Annotated in this window: 14 protein-coding genes; 8 read left to right on the top strand and 6 right to left on the bottom strand. The window is 58.1% G+C overall.

What is annotated here, in order from left to right; genetic code table 11:
• Positions 1-79: 79 nt before the first annotated feature.
• The 3 genes from ACP90_RS17170 (at position 80) to ACP90_RS17160 (ending at position 3,028) form a co-directional block, all read left to right on the top strand.
• Positions 80-1,579, top strand: a complete 1,500-nt coding sequence (locus ACP90_RS17170; protein WP_062489048.1) for a leucyl aminopeptidase — start codon at positions 80-82, stop codon at positions 1,577-1,579.
• A gap of 516 nt (positions 1,580-2,095) precedes the next feature.
• Positions 2,096-2,548, top strand: coding sequence for a DNA polymerase III subunit chi (locus ACP90_RS17165; RefSeq protein WP_023003980.1), 453 nt, complete (start codon positions 2,096-2,098; stop codon positions 2,546-2,548).
• 87 nt (positions 2,549-2,635) lie between these two features.
• Positions 2,636-3,028: a rhodanese-like domain-containing protein gene (locus ACP90_RS17160; protein ID WP_031270729.1), complete on the top strand. Its 393-nt coding sequence runs from the start codon at positions 2,636-2,638 to the stop codon at positions 3,026-3,028.
• A gap of 25 nt (positions 3,029-3,053) precedes the next feature.
• Here the strand turns inward: ACP90_RS17160 and ACP90_RS17155 are convergent, their stop codons facing one another.
• The 4 genes from ACP90_RS17155 to ACP90_RS17140 all read right to left on the bottom strand — a co-directional run bounded on the left by ACP90_RS17155 (position 3,054) and on the right by ACP90_RS17140 (position 8,220).
• On the bottom strand, positions 3,054-4,292 hold the full coding sequence (locus ACP90_RS17155) for a hypothetical protein (RefSeq protein WP_062489047.1): 1,239 nt from the start codon (positions 4,290-4,292) through the stop codon (positions 3,054-3,056).
• 162 nt (positions 4,293-4,454) lie between these two features.
• Complete coding sequence (locus ACP90_RS17150; RefSeq protein WP_062489046.1) at positions 4,455-5,153, bottom strand: HAD family hydrolase; 699 nt, start codon at positions 5,151-5,153, stop codon at positions 4,455-4,457.
• A complete protein-coding gene (locus tag ACP90_RS17145) occupies positions 5,153-7,036 on the bottom strand; it encodes an ABC-F family ATP-binding cassette domain-containing protein (protein WP_062489045.1) in 1,884 nt (627 codons plus the stop codon). The genes ACP90_RS17150 and ACP90_RS17145 overlap by 1 nt, the downstream gene beginning before the upstream one ends.
• 113 nt (positions 7,037-7,149) lie before the next feature.
• Positions 7,150-8,220: an alpha/beta fold hydrolase gene (locus ACP90_RS17140; protein WP_062489044.1), complete on the bottom strand. Its 1,071-nt coding sequence runs from the start codon at positions 8,218-8,220 to the stop codon at positions 7,150-7,152.
• A 459-nt stretch (positions 8,221-8,679) separates the two neighbouring features.
• Between ACP90_RS17140 and ACP90_RS17135 the strand changes: the two genes are divergently transcribed.
• A complete protein-coding gene (locus ACP90_RS17135) occupies positions 8,680-9,402 on the top strand; it encodes an AraC family transcriptional regulator (protein WP_158514192.1) in 723 nt (240 codons plus the stop codon).
• Here ACP90_RS17135 and ACP90_RS17130 read toward each other — a convergent pair.
• The gene (locus tag ACP90_RS17130) at positions 9,387-10,280 is read right to left on the bottom strand and encodes a DUF4344 domain-containing metallopeptidase (RefSeq protein WP_062489042.1); all 894 of its coding nucleotides are present in this window, start codon (positions 10,278-10,280) and stop codon (positions 9,387-9,389) included. The genes ACP90_RS17135 and ACP90_RS17130 overlap by 16 nt on opposite strands.
• 245 nt (positions 10,281-10,525) lie before the next feature.
• Here ACP90_RS17130 and ndk point away from each other — a divergent pair, with 245 nt between their 5' ends.
• The 4 genes from ndk to ACP90_RS17110 all read left to right on the top strand — a co-directional run bounded on the left by ndk (position 10,526) and on the right by ACP90_RS17110 (position 14,989).
• The gene (gene ndk, locus ACP90_RS17125) at positions 10,526-10,948 is read left to right on the top strand and encodes a nucleoside-diphosphate kinase (protein ID WP_031270733.1); all 423 of its coding nucleotides are present in this window, start codon (positions 10,526-10,528) and stop codon (positions 10,946-10,948) included.
• Positions 10,949-11,118: 170 nt separating this feature from the next.
• Positions 11,119-12,264, top strand: a complete 1,146-nt coding sequence (locus ACP90_RS17120) for a YHYH protein (protein WP_062489041.1) — start codon at positions 11,119-11,121, stop codon at positions 12,262-12,264.
• Between the two features lie 83 nt (positions 12,265-12,347).
• Entirely contained in the window at positions 12,348-12,785 is a 438-nt protein-coding gene (locus ACP90_RS17115) for an EF-hand domain-containing protein (RefSeq protein WP_023003990.1), read from the top strand.
• 104 nt (positions 12,786-12,889) lie between these two features.
• Positions 12,890-14,989: a molybdopterin oxidoreductase family protein gene (locus ACP90_RS17110; RefSeq protein ID WP_062489040.1), complete on the top strand. Its 2,100-nt coding sequence runs from the start codon at positions 12,890-12,892 to the stop codon at positions 14,987-14,989.
• Positions 14,990-15,260: 271 nt separating this feature from the next.
• On the opposite strand, the gene ACP90_RS17105 is transcribed toward ACP90_RS17110, so the two are convergent.
• The gene (locus tag ACP90_RS17105) at positions 15,261-15,668 is read right to left on the bottom strand and encodes a DUF983 domain-containing protein (RefSeq protein WP_023003992.1); all 408 of its coding nucleotides are present in this window, start codon (positions 15,666-15,668) and stop codon (positions 15,261-15,263) included.
• Positions 15,669-15,792: the final 124 nt, after the last annotated feature.

The following is a 15,792-nucleotide window of genomic DNA, read 5'->3' as shown; positions in this document are numbered from 1 at the left end:
AATCACAATCTACGGGATAGGGCGCCTTTTCTTTCCACTGCCCAACCGCTCCAACCAGAAAAACCAACGGGACCGAAGCATGACCAAGCTTGCAAAACTGAACTTCTCCAAGGCCGAAACGCCGAAGGGTGGGGTGGCCGTAATCCTGGCCGGTAGCGACCTTAGCCTCGGGCCAGTTGCCGCAGAAGTTGTCTCGGGTCTCGAGGGCGGCTTGCAACGTTCGGCCGGTATCGCAGGTTTCACTGGGAAGAAGAAGGCAAGTCTTGATCTGGTCGCTCCTGCCGGATCGGGTCTCGACCGGCTGATCGTATTCGGCGTTGGCGATGCCGGCGAGTTGACTGGCGACGATTGGCGGGCTTTTGGCGGCGCGGTGTTTGCAGAATTGCAGAAGACCAAGGCAGACGCAGCAACGGTGCTTCTGGATGTCCCGGGCGATGCAGATCCGTCCGGTGTATTGGCAGCAGAGTTCGCAATGGGCGTGAAGCTGCGGGCGTATGCCTTTGACACCTACAAGACTGCCAAGAAAGACGATGACAAACCCAAGAACATGAAGGTGACCTTGGCCGTTGCCGATCCCAAGGCATCAAAGAAGGCCTGGTCTTCTGCTGAAGCTATTGCCGACGGCGTGATTCTGGCCCGCGACCTTGTGAACGAACCGGCGAATGTGCTGGGTCCGGTGGAGTTTGCCGAGAAGGCCAAGGAACTGACGGCCCTTGGTGTCGAAGTCGAGGTTCTCGGCGAAAAGGAAATGAAGAAGCTTAAGATGGCTGCTTTGCTTGGCGTCTCCCAAGGCTCGACCCGCCCACCGCAGCTGGCCGTGATGCGCTGGAACGGAGGCAAGAAGGGCGAAGCCCCGGTTGCGTTCGTCGGCAAGGGCGTGGTGTTCGACACTGGCGGCATCTCCATCAAGCCGGCCGCGGGCATGGAAGATATGAAAGGCGACATGGGCGGAGCTGCCGCAGTCATCGGCGCCATGCATGCGATCGCGGGGCGCAAGGCCAAGGCAAACGTGATCGGTGTCATCGGCCTCGTCGAAAACATGCCGGACGGCAACGCGCAACGACCAGGTGACATCGTTACCGCCATGTCCGGAACCACGATCGAGATCCTGAATACCGATGCGGAAGGCCGTTTGGTTCTTGCCGACGCGCTTTGGTACACGCAGGAAAAGTACAAACCGGCGATCATGATCGATCTGGCAACGCTCACCGGTGCCGTACTTGTCGCTCTCGGCAACCTGAATGCCGGTCTCTTTTCCAACAACGACGCTCTGGCAGACAAGCTGTTGTCATCTGCCAAGTCGAGCGGTGAGCCGCTTTGGCGCCTGCCGCTGTCGAAGGAATACGACAAGATCATCGATACGCCCAACGCAGACGTCAAGAACACCGGTGGCCGCTGGGCCGGGTCCATCACCGCTGCCCAGTTCCTGCAGCGTTTCACGAATGACGTGCCCTGGGCGCATCTGGACATCGCCGGAACCGCATTCGGCGCTCCGAAGGACGATATCTGCCAGAGCTGGGCTTCGGGCTATGGCGTGCGTCTGCTCAACCAGCTTGTCGCGGATCACTACGAAGGCTGAGGTCCATCTTGGCGCCCTTCGCATTTTCTACTGGTGGAGGGCTCCAGGACTGGAATGCAGCTGGGCAAAGAAAAACCCGCCGGGAAGGCGGGTTTTTCTTATCTGACTGTCGACCCTGGATCAGCAGGTCTTGTAGGTCTGGCAGGCCGTTGCCGGTTCAACCAGAAGACCCATGCCAAGTGTCGCGCCTGCAACGACAGCAACCAATGCGAAAAACACAACGACACGCGCAAGCATTCACCAAATCCCCTTTTGCGCCGGCTCGGGAAAACCGCTCACCGGCCAAATTTTTTGATCCATGGCCAAATCAAATGATCATTGGATCGTCCCCGGGGACGAACCCTAGCCAATCGACATTTTCGAAGGGTTAATGATACGAGTCTTATGGCCTGTCCATGTCATGTTTGTCGTCGGGGGAATTTGAACAGGCGAGTGTTGCAGGCCTGCACCACATTCCGGCATGGCGGTGGAAAACGGAAAGCGAAGGTACAAGGATGTGTCTAGACAGGGTCCGGCATGAGCGTTGAAGTTGTATTCTATCACCTTTTGCACAAGCCGCTGGAGATGGCTTTGCCGCAGCTTTTGCAAAAGTGCCTGGAGCGGGATTGGAAAGTTGTCGTGCAAACGGGAACCGAGGAGCGATGCAGCGCCCTTGATGCCCATTTGTGGACGTTTACCGACGACGGTTTTCTGCCACATGGCACCAAGGCAGACGGTTACGCCGAACATCAGCCGATATATCTCACGTCCGAACAGGATAATCCGAACGAAGCCGACGTGCGCTTCCTGGTGGACAGGGCAGCGCCGCCACCGCTGAGCGCCTACAAGCGGGCGATCTACATGTTTGATGGCAACGATACCGAGGCTGTTCAGGAAGCGCGCAATCGCTGGAAGGAAGCCAAGGCGGAAGGGTTTGAAATCGCTTACTGGCAGCAGACCGAAGCCGGCGGTTGGGAACGCAAGGCCTAGGCCGGCACAGACCCTGAGATTGGCGAGCAATCTTTTAAAAAGTGAGACGCGCACCGGTGTGAGATGCCGATATTGGAGGAAAGCCTTATGAAGAAGCTGAAGATGTCATCGGCCGACATGGTCGCCAAAGCCAAGGCGCGGATTGAGGAAGTCGACACCGACGCTGCCATCGCCCTGGTAGGAGACCCGGATGTGGTGTTCGTGGACCTGCGAGACGTGCGTGAACGTCAGAAGCTCGGGTTCATTCCGGGCAGCATTCATTGTCCACGCGGCATGATCGAGTTCTGGGTGGATCCGGAGAGCCCCTATCACAAGGAGGTCTTCTCGCAGGAAAAACGCTTCATCTTCCATTGCGCCGCAGGGTGGCGCTCTGCACTCACTGTCGCGACGCTTCAGGATATGGGCTTTGAAGCTGCCCATCTGACCGATGGGTTCGCAGACTGGGTCGAGAAGGGCGGTCCTGTCGAGCAAAAGGACTGAAACAGACCGCCCCGCCGTATTGGTGCTAGTTGGACGTCGAGATCAGGCGCAGTTCATCCGGATCGGCGTCTGAGCCGTCCGTTCCATCGTCGTTGACGGCGGTTTCTTCGGGATCAATCGGGTCCGTGCCGTCGTCCGGGGTCTCGGTTGCTTCGCGGATTTCATCGATCTTGCCGTCGTAATCGCCAACCCCGAGAACCTGCTTGGCCCAGTCGAGCATTTCCTCGTCGACGTAGTCGTCGCCATATTCCCGGACGCGGTTCTCGTTTGCCATCGCCAGAAGTGCTTCTTCCAGCGCTTCGTCAGAAACATCAGCGGCCAACCCATCCAGGCCGGTCTTTTCCGTTTCGTAGTTGGTTTCAGCCGTTTTGAAATCCGAATAGGCGTCGCTCTGAAGAGCAGTTTCAAGCGCCAGTCTTTCAGTTTCGAGAGCGGTCAGCTCGTCATCTGACAATTCAGCCGTATCCAGGCTTTCAAGTTCGGCAAGCCGGTCTTCGAGCTGTTGCGAGGTCAGGCCTTCGTAGGCGAAGCCGTCATAGCTGTCCACGTCCTGAAGTAACCCGTCGAACAGCGTACGTGCGGTCAGGAGGTCCTGTTCAAGGCCTTCCAAATCTGCGGAAAGTCGCTCGTAGGCAAGGCTGTCATTTATGTAGGCCTGAATGGCTGCCAGATGCGGGTCGTTGGAATTGATATAGGCGTGGTAATTGCGATTGAGGGAATTCAACCGACCAAGCTTTGCATTGAAGTTCTTCGGTTTGCCTGCAGGGCTTGCCTGTGGGGTCACGGCAATGCTTGCCAGTGTCGCGCGTTCAGCCTTTGGAAGCCGATGGCTCGCGGTGCCACTATTGCCTCTGGAGGCGGTCTGACGCTTGCCGGAGTTCTTTGAATTTTCGGTTCCGAATACGGAATTCAGAAAGCCACCGAGGCCTTTTCCATTTCCGTTGCCGTTATTCGACTTGGCCTGCTTGGAACCATTGCCGCGGTTGAAGATCCCAAGGCCCTTGTTGCCGTTGCCGTTGGAAGCGGAGTTCCCACCGCGGTTGGAGTTGCCGCTATTGCCCTTGTTGCCGGAATTTCCCTTGTTTCCGCCACCATTGCCGCCGGAATTTCCGCCGCCGCCACCACCATTGCCGTTTCCGTTGCCATTCTTGGCGAACGCCTTGTCCACATGGAAGGAAAGTGAAGGCACATCCGGCGACAGGGAAGGGGCAACGACGAGCGCTGTTGCGCCAAGGAAGAGGGTGACGGTTCTGGAGAGAGGCATTACGTATCCTGGTCTGAAGCGTGCGAAAAATCGAGCTTTGCGAAAACGCCCGCGGTAACTCCGCAAACGTGCCCGCAGTGTCTGAATGTTCACTTACGACAACCCGTCAGACTTTAATTGGTTTCGCTTCCGACAGGAATTTTCCGGCCGTAAAACCGCTATTCAACTCAGGCGAGCGAGCAGCTGCGGAACCTTGCCAATGTGGTCCAGTCGGTAAAACCGGTCATGGCCACGTGGCTCGTCCGCCTCTTCCAGTGCCCAGGTCAGGTCATAGGGCACGTGAGCACCGTATGCTCCTGCATCCAGTGCCGGCAGGATGTCCGATTTCAGTGAATTGCCGATCATGAGCGCTTCACCCGGGCCGCTGCCGTGACGCGAAAACAGTGAGCGGTATGTCTCGTCGGTCTTTTCCGAGACAATCTCGATTGCGTCGAAATAGACATCGAGGCCGGAGGCTGTCACCTTGCGCTCCTGATCGAACAGGTCCCCCTTGGTGATCAGGACCAGCTTGAAAGACGTCTTCACCTTTTTCAGCGTTTCTTCGACGTAAGGGAGAGGCTCGACGGGATGGGACATCATCTCGCGCCCGGCTTCCAATATTTCGGCGATGACATCGGCAGGCACCTGCCTGTCGGTGACCTCGATCGCTGTCTCGATCATTGAAAGGGTAAAGCCCTTAACGCCGTAGCCGTAATGCAGGACATTTCGTTTTTCCGCGGCCAGCAGCCGCTCGGCCAGGTGATCCTTGTCAGTGTAGTCGCCGAGCAATGAGGCGAACCGTTCTTCCGTCAGCCTGAACACCCGTTCGTTGTGCCAGAGCGTATCGTCTGCATCGAAGCCGAGTGTCGTGATCTTGGCCATCAGGAAGCCTCCTCGAATTCGGCGGAAAGCTCCAGCCATTCCTCTTCGGTATTGATCAGCTTCTTTTCGCAGAAGGCCCGTTCCTTGGCGAATTTCGCTGCCCGTTCGGGTTCCCTCATGAAGAATTCCGGATCGGCAAGGGCTTCGTCCAGCTTGATGATCTTTTCCTGCAGGCGCTTCATTTCCTTTTCAGCGGCATCGATCTTCTGTTTCAACGGTTTCAGAAGTTCGCGTTTGACGGCAGCATCGCGGCGTTTTTCTTGCGCATTTGCCTTGTCGGCTTCCGCAGCGGCCTTGTCACGGGCTTTCTGAACCGCCTCGGGACCTTGCAGGATCAGTCGGCGATAGTCTTCCATGTCGCCGTCATAGGGTTCCACCTTGCCGTCTGCCACCAACCATAGCCGGTCGGCGCAAGCCTCGACGAGATGCCTGTCGTGGCTGATCAGTACGACGGCTCCCTGAAAGTCGTTCAGCGCCATCACGAGCGCTTCCCGGCTGTCGATGTCGAGGTGGTTGGTCGGTTCGTCGAGGATCAGCAGATGCGGACCGTCAAATGTCGCCAGCCCCAGGAGGAGGCGGGCTTTTTCACCACCAGACAGGTCTTTCGCGGGCGTGTCCATCCGGTCGGTCGGAAGCCCCATGCGTGCAACGCGAGCCCGAACCCTTGCCTCCGGCGCATCCAGCATGAGGGCACGCACATGCGCAACGGCGCTTTCAGCAGGCTTGAGTTCGTCAAGCTGGTGCTGCGCGAAGAAGGCGATTTTCAGTTTCGACGCCTTGGTGATCTCACCATCCATGGCGCCCAGGCGTCCGGAAATCAGCTTGGCGAATGTCGACTTGCCGTTGCCGTTGGCACCCAGCAGCGCAATCCGGTCGTCGGTGTCGATATTCAGCGTCAGCCGCGACAGGATCCTGGTATCGCCATAGCCGGTCGCCACGCCTTCGAGTTTCAGGATGGGCGGCGCCAGCTGGCTGTCCGGATCGGGGAAATGGATCGGCTTGCTGCTCTCATCCGTGAGGGCGGCAATCGGCTGCATCTTTTCAAGCATTTTCAGGCGTGACTGCGCCTGCCGGGCCTTGCTGGCCTTGTAGCGGAACCGGTCGACAAACGCTTGCATGTGCTTGCGCTGGGCGTCCTGCTTTTCCTTTGCCTTTTCGGCAAGGATCATCGCTTCGCGACGTTGCCTGTCGAAACTGTCATAGCCACCGGAGTAGTAGGTCATCTTGCCCCGGTCGAGATGGACGATGCTGTCGACAGCCTTGTTCAGAAGGTCTCTGTCGTGGGAGATCAGAAGCACCTGATGCGGGTAGCGGGCAACATAGTTTTCCAGCCACATCGTGCCTTCAAGATCGAGATAGTTCGTCGGCTCGTCGAGCAGAAGAAGGTCAGGTTCGGAAAAAAGAACCGCAGCCAGGGCAACGCGCATACGCCATCCGCCTGAAAACGACGAACACGGCCTTTGCTGCGCGGCGGCATCAAAGCCAAGGCCGGACAGGATCGAGCCTGCCCTGGCTTCAGCCGTGTGGGCGCCGATGTCGGCGAGCCGGGTGTGGATTTCGGCAATCCGGGCCGGGTCTGTCTGTGTTTCGGCTTCTGCCAGCAGCTGGCTGCGTTCCTTGTCTGCGGCCAGCACCACTTCCATCAGGGTTTCTTCCGTCCCCGGTGCTTCCTGTGCGACCTGACCGATGCGCGCGCGCTTCGGGATCTGCACTGAGCCTGTCTCGGTGGAAAGATCCCCGGTGATGATCTTGAACAGCGTTGATTTGCCCGCACCGTTTCGACCGACAAGACCTGTCTTGGCCTTGCCGGGAAGCGTAACGCTGGCTCTGTCGATCAGGAGGCGGTCTCCGATCCGATATGTAAGGTCCGTAATCTGCAACATGAGGCGGATGTTTGGCGGAGCGCCCCAAAGGATGCAAGTGGAAACCGGAGCAAAACCTCGTTCGGGCAGCGGGCTGTGGCATTGCTGCACTTTTGAGCCCACCGCGCCCTGTCTCAAGGTTCCAGGAAGGCAAGAATTTCCGTCAGGATACGTTGATGCTGCTCTTCGCGTTCCTTGCCGCCTTTGATGCATACGATTTCGTCGCCCGGCTCATATTCTTCCAGGATGGCAAACCCTTTCGGCTTGCACACACCCATGAAGTCGAAATGTCCGGCATCAGCCATTTCCACATGGTGGACCTTGTCGGCCGGCAGAGCAGTGGCCAGCGCGCGCGACTCAATCTCTTGGTTCAGCATGTCGGCACGCTGCGAACCCAGAACGAGAACCGGGATGTCTATGGCGCTCAGGCTGTCGCGGGAAAGGACCGGCGTTCCGCCAAGATCCAGGCTGATGACCTTGGTCAGCCGTGGGTCCTTGCGGGATTTTGCCATCTCGCTCCGGTCGGCCTCCGTTTTCGCGATGGACCAACCGGTCAGCACCTGGCAGGCAACCGGCAGTTCCTCACCCGAACACTCACGCTCATACCGGTCAGGTTCGAATTCAGCGCCAGCTAAAAGCAGGACTGTGAAACCGCCAAGGGAATGGCCGGCCGCATAGATCCGTTCCGGGTCTATCCTGTCCTTGTAAGGGCTGTCCTCGAGCAGGAAGCTGATAAGGCGAGACAGGTCGACGGGTCTGTCCCAGAGCTTGCGGGTCTGGTCGGGATCGCGCAGGAACGAGCTGGTGCCCGGATGATTGACCATGGCAACGTAATAGCCACGTCGGGCAAGTTCGGAGCCGAGCCAGGCTTGGTTCAACGTGTTGCCGTACATGCCGTGCGATACGACCACAAGCGGAAATCTGCCTTCGGCGGCTTTGCCGTCAGGATCGGCCAGCGCCATTTGCCAGACTTTGCTCGTGTCTGCCCGGGGCAGAATGTCTGGTGTTGCGGTTGGATACCAGATGTCACCTTCAAGGGGCCGGTCTTTGCGCGCATCTTCGACGGTGATCTTGGTGACACCCGGCCCGTAGCGAAGTGTGTCCTCGGCAAGCGCACTTGACGGGAGCCCTAAGACACCGGCAAGTGACGCAGCAAACCAGCACAGCCGGATGGGCCAAAAGAGGCGGTTGGATGACGGATACATGGAACCTCCAGGGGGGTTAGCAGGAAGTCCTGGAGATGCTCTGCGCCAGACCAGTTGACAATTGCCTCGGAGGCGATGTCCTGTCCTCAATCGTGATAAAGGACAGAACCTACAGGTTGTTGTGTCTCCACAGTCGAGCGCGTTGGACCAAAGATGATCAGCATTCCGGTGTCTTTCCTGCTAGCCGCACTGTTCGGAGGGCTCGCCCTGGCGACTCTGGCCTGGCGGTCTCTGCCTGGACAGGCACGCGGAATGTTTGCCGGGGTGTTTTGCCTGATGGCGGTCGAGGCGTCCTTGGTCGGAATGCGTTTTGCCTATGGGCATTTCGAGTTTCTTGCGGTTCAACGGATTCTGCCCGTGTGGATAGCGCCGGTTATTTATCTCGCCTTCATTTCCCTCACGGTTACCGTCGAAAGAGCCCGGCGACTGATTGTATGGAACCTTGGGGCGGCGGCCATTATGACGATAGTGTTGTATTTGCCGGTGCCGGTGACCGGATATGTCGATGGGGTGATCGGGATAAGCTATGCGGTCTATTCGCTGGCTCTCGCGCGGATCTGGATCAACGGGCAGGACGTCTTTGCTGAAGCGCCGACAAACATGGGGGGGCTGCTGCACAAGCTGCTTCTCTTCTCCATATTGGTCATGGTGGCCACGCTCCTGATCGATGCTCTCGTCGCATATCTTTTTGCGCAAGAAAGACAGGAGGACGCAGCTCTGGCAATTTCCGGTGCAAGCCTGTTTTTCCTGGTGATCGCAGTGGGAGCCGCCATTGGATTTCTAGGCACTCGGTTCGGGCGATCCCGGAATACTGGGAAGGAGTTTGCTGCAAGCGAAGCGCGACAGGCAGAACTGGTTGAAGCTGCTAGAACGGTTCTGATCGACCAGGAGTTCTTCCGGGATCCATCGCTCACACTTACGCGGCTGGCCCGGCGGGTCGGGGTTCCTGATCGGGATCTATCCAGAGCCGTCAACGCAGTTGAAGGCGTCAATGTCAGCCAGTTCGTCAATCTGGTCCGCCTCGCGGAAGCGGAACGACTGCTGGTCACGACGGATGAACCTGTCGGCCGGATACAGGAGCGGGCCGGATTCTTGACCCGTTCGAACTTCTACAGGGAATTCCAGAAGGCATATGGCGAAGCGCCAGGCGCTTATCGCAAGAATGCTCAGTCCTCGCTCTGAGCTTTTTCATTTTCTTCCGGAACACTCAGATAGATCTCAGCCAGGCCGGCGAGAAGTTCATGGCAGAGGATCACTTCCCGCGTCTGCGGATCCCAGAAGGCGTTTTCCTCGCCGCAGGCGGTCGAGCGGAAGGTGACTGTCTTCGGCAGCTCGTAGAAAGTGTCGAATTCCTTGGCGACCATCTCCACCAGTCCGCTTTCCTTCAGGAAAACGGCCATGGCTTCCAGGTCTCTTGTTGCCGGATCATGGACGACCTTGATCTTGCCCCCTGGCGTATCGCTGTCTCTCAGATAAGGATCGGTCACGATTTCCCACGAAGCCGAGGCCTGTTCATAGTCGAAGGCGCAACTTTCGATCCGCTCCTCCGGCAACTCCAGGTCTCTGGCAAGATCCAGAAAGGCGTCTTCGTCGGCCCCTACCATCAGGCACAGCATCTTGTAGCCGCGTTGCTGGTCCAGATCGTGCTCGTCGTAGAAAACCAGGTCGTCGTAGTCTTCCTCGGCAATCAGGAACCAACCGATCATCGCCTGTGTGAGATAAAGATCCATGTCGTCGGTGTCCGCGCCGAGCATGGAAACGGTGGCCAGATTGTCGACGGCATCTTCTTCCTGGGCCAGAACGGGAAGTTCCAGTTCCGAGACAAGCATATGTCCGCTCTCGTGGTAGAGCGTGAACAGCGTGTTGCCCGCAACGAAAACGAAGAGCTCTTCCAGCTGTTCGGGTGAAAGGGCGGCAAGTTGCCCTGCCAAAGTGGGGAAAGTTTGCGGGCTTTCGGTCCCATGTGTATTGGCCGCCACCGAGGGGGCGGCAAGGCTGAGCCAAAGCGATGCGACGGCCGCATAAAGCAGCGTTGGCAGGATGGCGAAGAGTTCGACCATGGTGTCATTCCCGAAGAGGAGCGCCGCAAACCGTCCGCTCGACCTTTGCATTTGCGCGCAGACTAGGCAGCCGTTCGTATGTTGGCCAGCACCATATTGAGCCACAAACCGGTTACCGACATCAAAATGTCATGACCCGGCCCCCTTGCGGGCGTGACGGCACCCCGTTATTAAGGCCGCGAAATTTTTAAAAATCCGGAACCGGCACTCCGCCGGCCCGCTGCTGAAACGAGAAAGATGAAACCATGGCGATTGAACGCACGTTTTCCATGATCAAGCCGGACGCCACCAAGCGCAACCTGACCGGTGCCATCACCGCCAAGCTTGAAGAAGCCGGCCTGCGCGTCGTTGCTTCCAAGCGCGTTTGGATGTCCCTGCGCGAAGCTGAAGCTTTCTATGCGGTTCACAAGGAACGTCCGTTCTTCGGCGAACTGACTGAATTCATGTCCTCTGGCCCGACCGTCGTTCAGGTTCTGGAAGGCGAAAATGCCATTGCCAAGAACCGTGAAGTCATGGGTGCAACCAACCCGGCTGACGCTGCAGAAGGCACGATCCGCAAGTCCTATGCCCTGTCCATCGGCGAAAACTCCGTACACGGTTCCGATGCAGCTGAAACCGCTGCTGAAGAAATCGCGTTCTGGTTCTCCGGTGTTGAACTCGTCGGCTAACCTGCGGGCAATGAGTTGACTGAAAAGCCGGTCCCGTCGGGGCCGGCTTTTTCTGTTTGCGCCACCTCTCAGCCGTTACATCGCGTTACACTTTGATGCGATTGTCTGACAGCGTTCTGCTTCCAAAGGCCTCATACTCAATTTGTGGGCGAAGAGATCGGGAGAGAGCGATGCGCATATCGATAGCGCTGGCCGGAGTGCTGATTGCAGTACCGGCTGCCGCGCATGACAGCATGGCGCCACTGGAAGGTGAACAAGCCGTCGAGCAGACGCATGTTATGGAGGAAGTCTGGAACCTCTTGCTGCCGAAGGCCGAAGCGTCGGCAGACATTTCAGTCGACAGTAACTATCGCCATATTCATGCCGACGGCTATCCGGTGAAACCACCCGGAAAATTTCCCAACCGCGGGAACCCGCATTCCATTTCGAAAAAGAACTACAATCTGAAAGTCCCTCTGGTGCCGCACAAGAACTCCAGCGCAACCAGGGCGCAGGAGGCGGTTTTTGGCATTGCGGTGAACGGTGTGGTCATGGACCCTGGCACGGCGGAGTTCTGGCAAAACGACCGTCGCTCGGGATGGAACTACGAGGCGCTGGGCGGTGCTTGCAAGCTGGGTCTTGATCGGTACAACGCCCATGTCCAACCGGATGGCACCTACCATTATCATGGCATTCCGACCGGCGTCATGGCCTCCAAGGATGGTAAGTCAGTGCCCGCCTTGTTGGGATTTGCCGCGGACGGCTTTCCCATCTACGGCCCTTACGGCTTTTCCGACCCCAAGGGGAATTCGGGTCTCAAGAAGCTGAACAGCAGCTACAGGGTGAAGAAAGGCAATCGGCCGGGCGGGCCGGGCGGGCGCTACAACGGCAAGTTCACACAGGATTGGGCCTATGTTGCCGGCGCCGGCGATCTTGACCAGTGCAACGGGCGTTTTGCGGTTACGCCGGAATATCCGAACGGCACGTATCACTATGTGCTGACAGATGTATTTCCTTTCATTCCGCGCTGTTGGATGGGCAATCCCGACAGCAGCTTCATGCGCCTGAAACGAGCTGGCATGAGAGGCGAGATCCAGAACGAGAGCGATCTTCCCACGGTCGATTTTGCGGCGTTGTCGGACAACAGCGAGGCTGCCGTCATGCTTGTTCAGGCGCAGGGCGGACACCCGCCACGTTTTCTGCATGGAGGTCGCCCACCGCCCCCGGGCCTTGGATCTGGCCATGGACCAGGCTTTGGCTCGCGCAACGGAGGTCCTCCACCCGGCGCAAGGCCGGAAGCCGGGCGTGGGGGGAGATCTCCCTGCAGCGGCAGCTGAACGGAAAAAGTGCGTGACATCCACGCACTTTTTTTGGAAATGAAACATTCAAAAATTCGAAACTTGGAAAGAAAGGAAATCACATGAAATCGATCACGCTCGGAGCCGCCCTCATTCTGGCAACCGTGGGCTCATGTTTTGCCGCAGAAGGGCCTGGGGCGCATTTCATCGAAAACTGGGATCTGAATGGTGACGGTGCAGTGACCGCTGAAGAAGCGCGGGAACGGCGCGGCAATGTCTTTGCCAGTTTCGACGCCAACGACGATGGTTTTCTGGATGCAGAGGAATATGTCCTCTTCGATGAGGCAAGAGCCCAGGATCAGGCTGAGAATGAGCCCAAGGGATTGGGGAAAGGTGCAAGAAACCCGGCAAACGGCATGCGCCTTGAAGTCAATGATACCGACGGCGACGGCAAGGTTTCTGAAGCCGAGTTTCTCGACAACGCAGCCTCCTGGATCGAAATGATCGACCGCAACGGCGACGGGGTCGTAACAGTTGCGGATTTCGGTCCACGCGGGTGAAACGAACCACCCGGATAATGGGCAAAAGCGGCCATCCGACTTGACAGGTGGCCGCGCTGGGGGAACCTTGCCGGGCTCATGTTCGAGGAATTCAGTAAGGCATCATGACCCAGCAGCCGCCCAAGAGCACTTTTTCCGCCTGTCCGCACGATTGTCCGTCGACCTGCGCGCTGGAGGTGCATTTTTATCCGCATGGCGACGTACGCCGGCTGAATGGTGCCAAGGACAATGCCTATACCGCAGGCGTTATCTGCGCCAAGGTCGCGCGTTATCCCGAACGGCTTTACCACCCGGACCGGCTGTTGAAGCCGCTGCGGCGCACCGGCAAGAAAGGTGAAGGCCGTTTTGAGGAAATCTCCTGGGATGCAGCGCTGGATCTGATCGCTGAAAAGTTCCTCGCTGCGGAAGCCGAATTCGGAGCCGAAAGCGTCTGGCCCTATCACTATGCCGGTACGATGGGGATGGTGCAGCGGGACAGTATCCACCGGCTGCGTCATACCAAGGGCTACTCGCGTCAGTTCGACAGTTTCTGCACCAACATGGCCTGGACAGGCTATGTCGCCGGCACCGGCAAGTTGGCAGGGCCTGATCCGCGTGAAATGGCGGTTTCCGACCAGATCGTCATCTGGGGTACAAATCCGGTCGCGACCCAGGTCAACGTGATGACCCATGCCATTGCCGCCCGCAAGAAACGCGGCGCGCGCATCATTGTTGTTGACGTCTATGAGACCGAGACGATGAAGCAGGCGGACATCGGCATCATCCTGAAACCCGGCACGGATGCCGCGCTTGCCTGCGCTGTCATGCATGTGCTCTTCCGCGACGGCCATGCCGACCGGGATTACCTGGAAACCTACACGGATAGTCCAGCCGAGCTGGAAGCGCATCTGAAAACGAAGACACCGGAGTGGGCTGCCTCGATCACGGGGCTGGACGTCTCAAGGATCGAGGAGCTGGCGCAGCTGATCGGTTCGGTCAAGAAGACCTATTTCCGGCTCGGCTACGGCTTCACCCGGTCCCGCAATGGCGCAGTCGGCATGCATGCTGCCAGTTCCATTGCCGCTGTCACCGGCTGCTGGAAGGAAGAGGGTGGCGGCGCCTTCCACAACAACGGTGCAATCTATCAGCTCAACAAGGAAATGATCGAAGCCGGCTCGCTGAAGGACCCGGCTGTGCGCGCCCTCGACCAGAGCCTTGTCGGCCGTATTCTCACGGGCGACGAAGCGGCGTTGCTTGGTGGTCCGCCGGTTAAGGCGATGCTGATTCAGAATACCAACCCGGTTTCCGTGGCGCCGGAGCAGGACCTGATAAAGCAGGGGTTCGCGCGTGAGGACCTCTTCACCGTCGTCCATGAGCATTTCATGACAGAGACCGCGCAGATGGCAGACATCGTGCTGCCGGCAACCCAGTTTCTGGAACATGACGACCTTTATAAAGGCGGCGGACACCAGTATCTGATGCTGGGTCCCAAAGCTGTTGAGCCGCCGGAAGGTCCTAGGGAAAATATATTTGTTATCAACGAGATCGCCAGGCGCGTTGACTCAAAACCTCACCCCGGATTCGATATAAGCGCACGCGACCATATCGACTGGCTGTTGCGCAATTCCAACTATGGAACGCTCGCAGACCTGGAAGCTGGAAAGTGGATCGATCTGCAGCCTGATTTCGAAACGGCGCATTATCTCAACGGCTTCGGTCACGCAGACGGCAAGTTCCACTTCAAGGCTGACTGGGGTCGTTCCTCTGCTCCCAACAAACCGGAAGACGGCACAATCTTCGGCCCCTGGCAGACGATGCCGGAGTTGCCGGATCAATGGGACAGCATCGAACTTGCAGACGAGCAGCATCCGTTCCGCTTGGTGACATCGCCAGCTCGCTCTTTCCTGAATTCCACGTTCAACGAGACCGACAGCTCGAAGAAGAAGGAAGGCCGACCGGAGGTCTGGTTGCGTCCGGAAGAGGCAGAGCGTTTCGGCATCGAAGACGGTGCCAAGGTGAAGATGGGCAACCGGCGCGGTGTCGTGACTTTGCATGCGCGATATGTTGCGACCGTCGCGCCCGGAACCGTGATCTCGGAAGGGATCTGGCCGAACGATGCATTCGAGGATGGCCGCGGCATCAACACGCTCACCGGGGCCGACCCGGTTGCGCCCTATGGCGGCGCGGCGTTTCACGACACGGCCGTGTGGGTGAGGGCCGTCTGACGCTGACTGCCGGTTTGTAAGGTAATTGCGGCCCATCCTTCGAGATGCGAGCGAACTCGCTCCTCAGGATGAGGCGGACGTGCATTCAGGCGCAAGCAGAGCAACACACTCATCCTCATTCTGAGGAGGTGCGAAGCACCGTCTCGAAGGATGGGCCACTTGCTCCATAGCCTCTCAATTTAAGAAAAGAAAAGGCGGTGCATCGCCCGTCCGATGTCACCGCCTGCCTCGGGTAAGTCTGGTCCTGGGCCCGGCTTGGGGCTTCCGAACGTCAGACCTGGCTTTCCGAGGATTGGGAAACGGGTGTGGCCAGCTTGCCTTCTTCCGCCTTGTAGAAATACTGGCTTGAGACCAGCCAGCCCTTGAGCGGCCGAAGCATAGGAATGCAGGTCACCAGGATCAGCGGCAGGGTCGTCACCAAATGCACCCAGTAAGGGGCTGTAAACGCGATTTCGAGCCAGATCGCAAAGGCAACTGCGGGAATGCAGCCAAAGCAGATCACGAAAAACGCGGGCCCGTCCGCAGGGTCGGCAAAGCTGTAATCAAGTCCGCAGTGGTCGCATTTCGGCTTCAGCTTCAGGAAGCCGTCGAAGATGGAGCCTTCGCCGCAACGCGGGCAGCGGCCCTTGATGCCGGTGCGGATCGGCGGAATTTGCGGCCAGCTTTGTGGAGTGGTCATGGAACACCTTTTCCTGCGAGAGGTCTTCCGGTTCGAGCCGGAGACGTTAATCCAGTCAATATTTGAATGAATGGATATGTTTGCAGTCAAAGATAAAGCAAATTGCTTGCATGGCAAGCCGATC

The organism is Labrenzia sp. CP4, from assembly GCF_001579905.1.
GTDB classification, from domain to species: domain Bacteria; phylum Pseudomonadota; class Alphaproteobacteria; order Rhizobiales; family Stappiaceae; genus Roseibium; species Roseibium algicola.
Note: the sequence above shows the minus strand (reverse complement) of the source record. Positions and strands in the feature narration are given on the sequence as shown.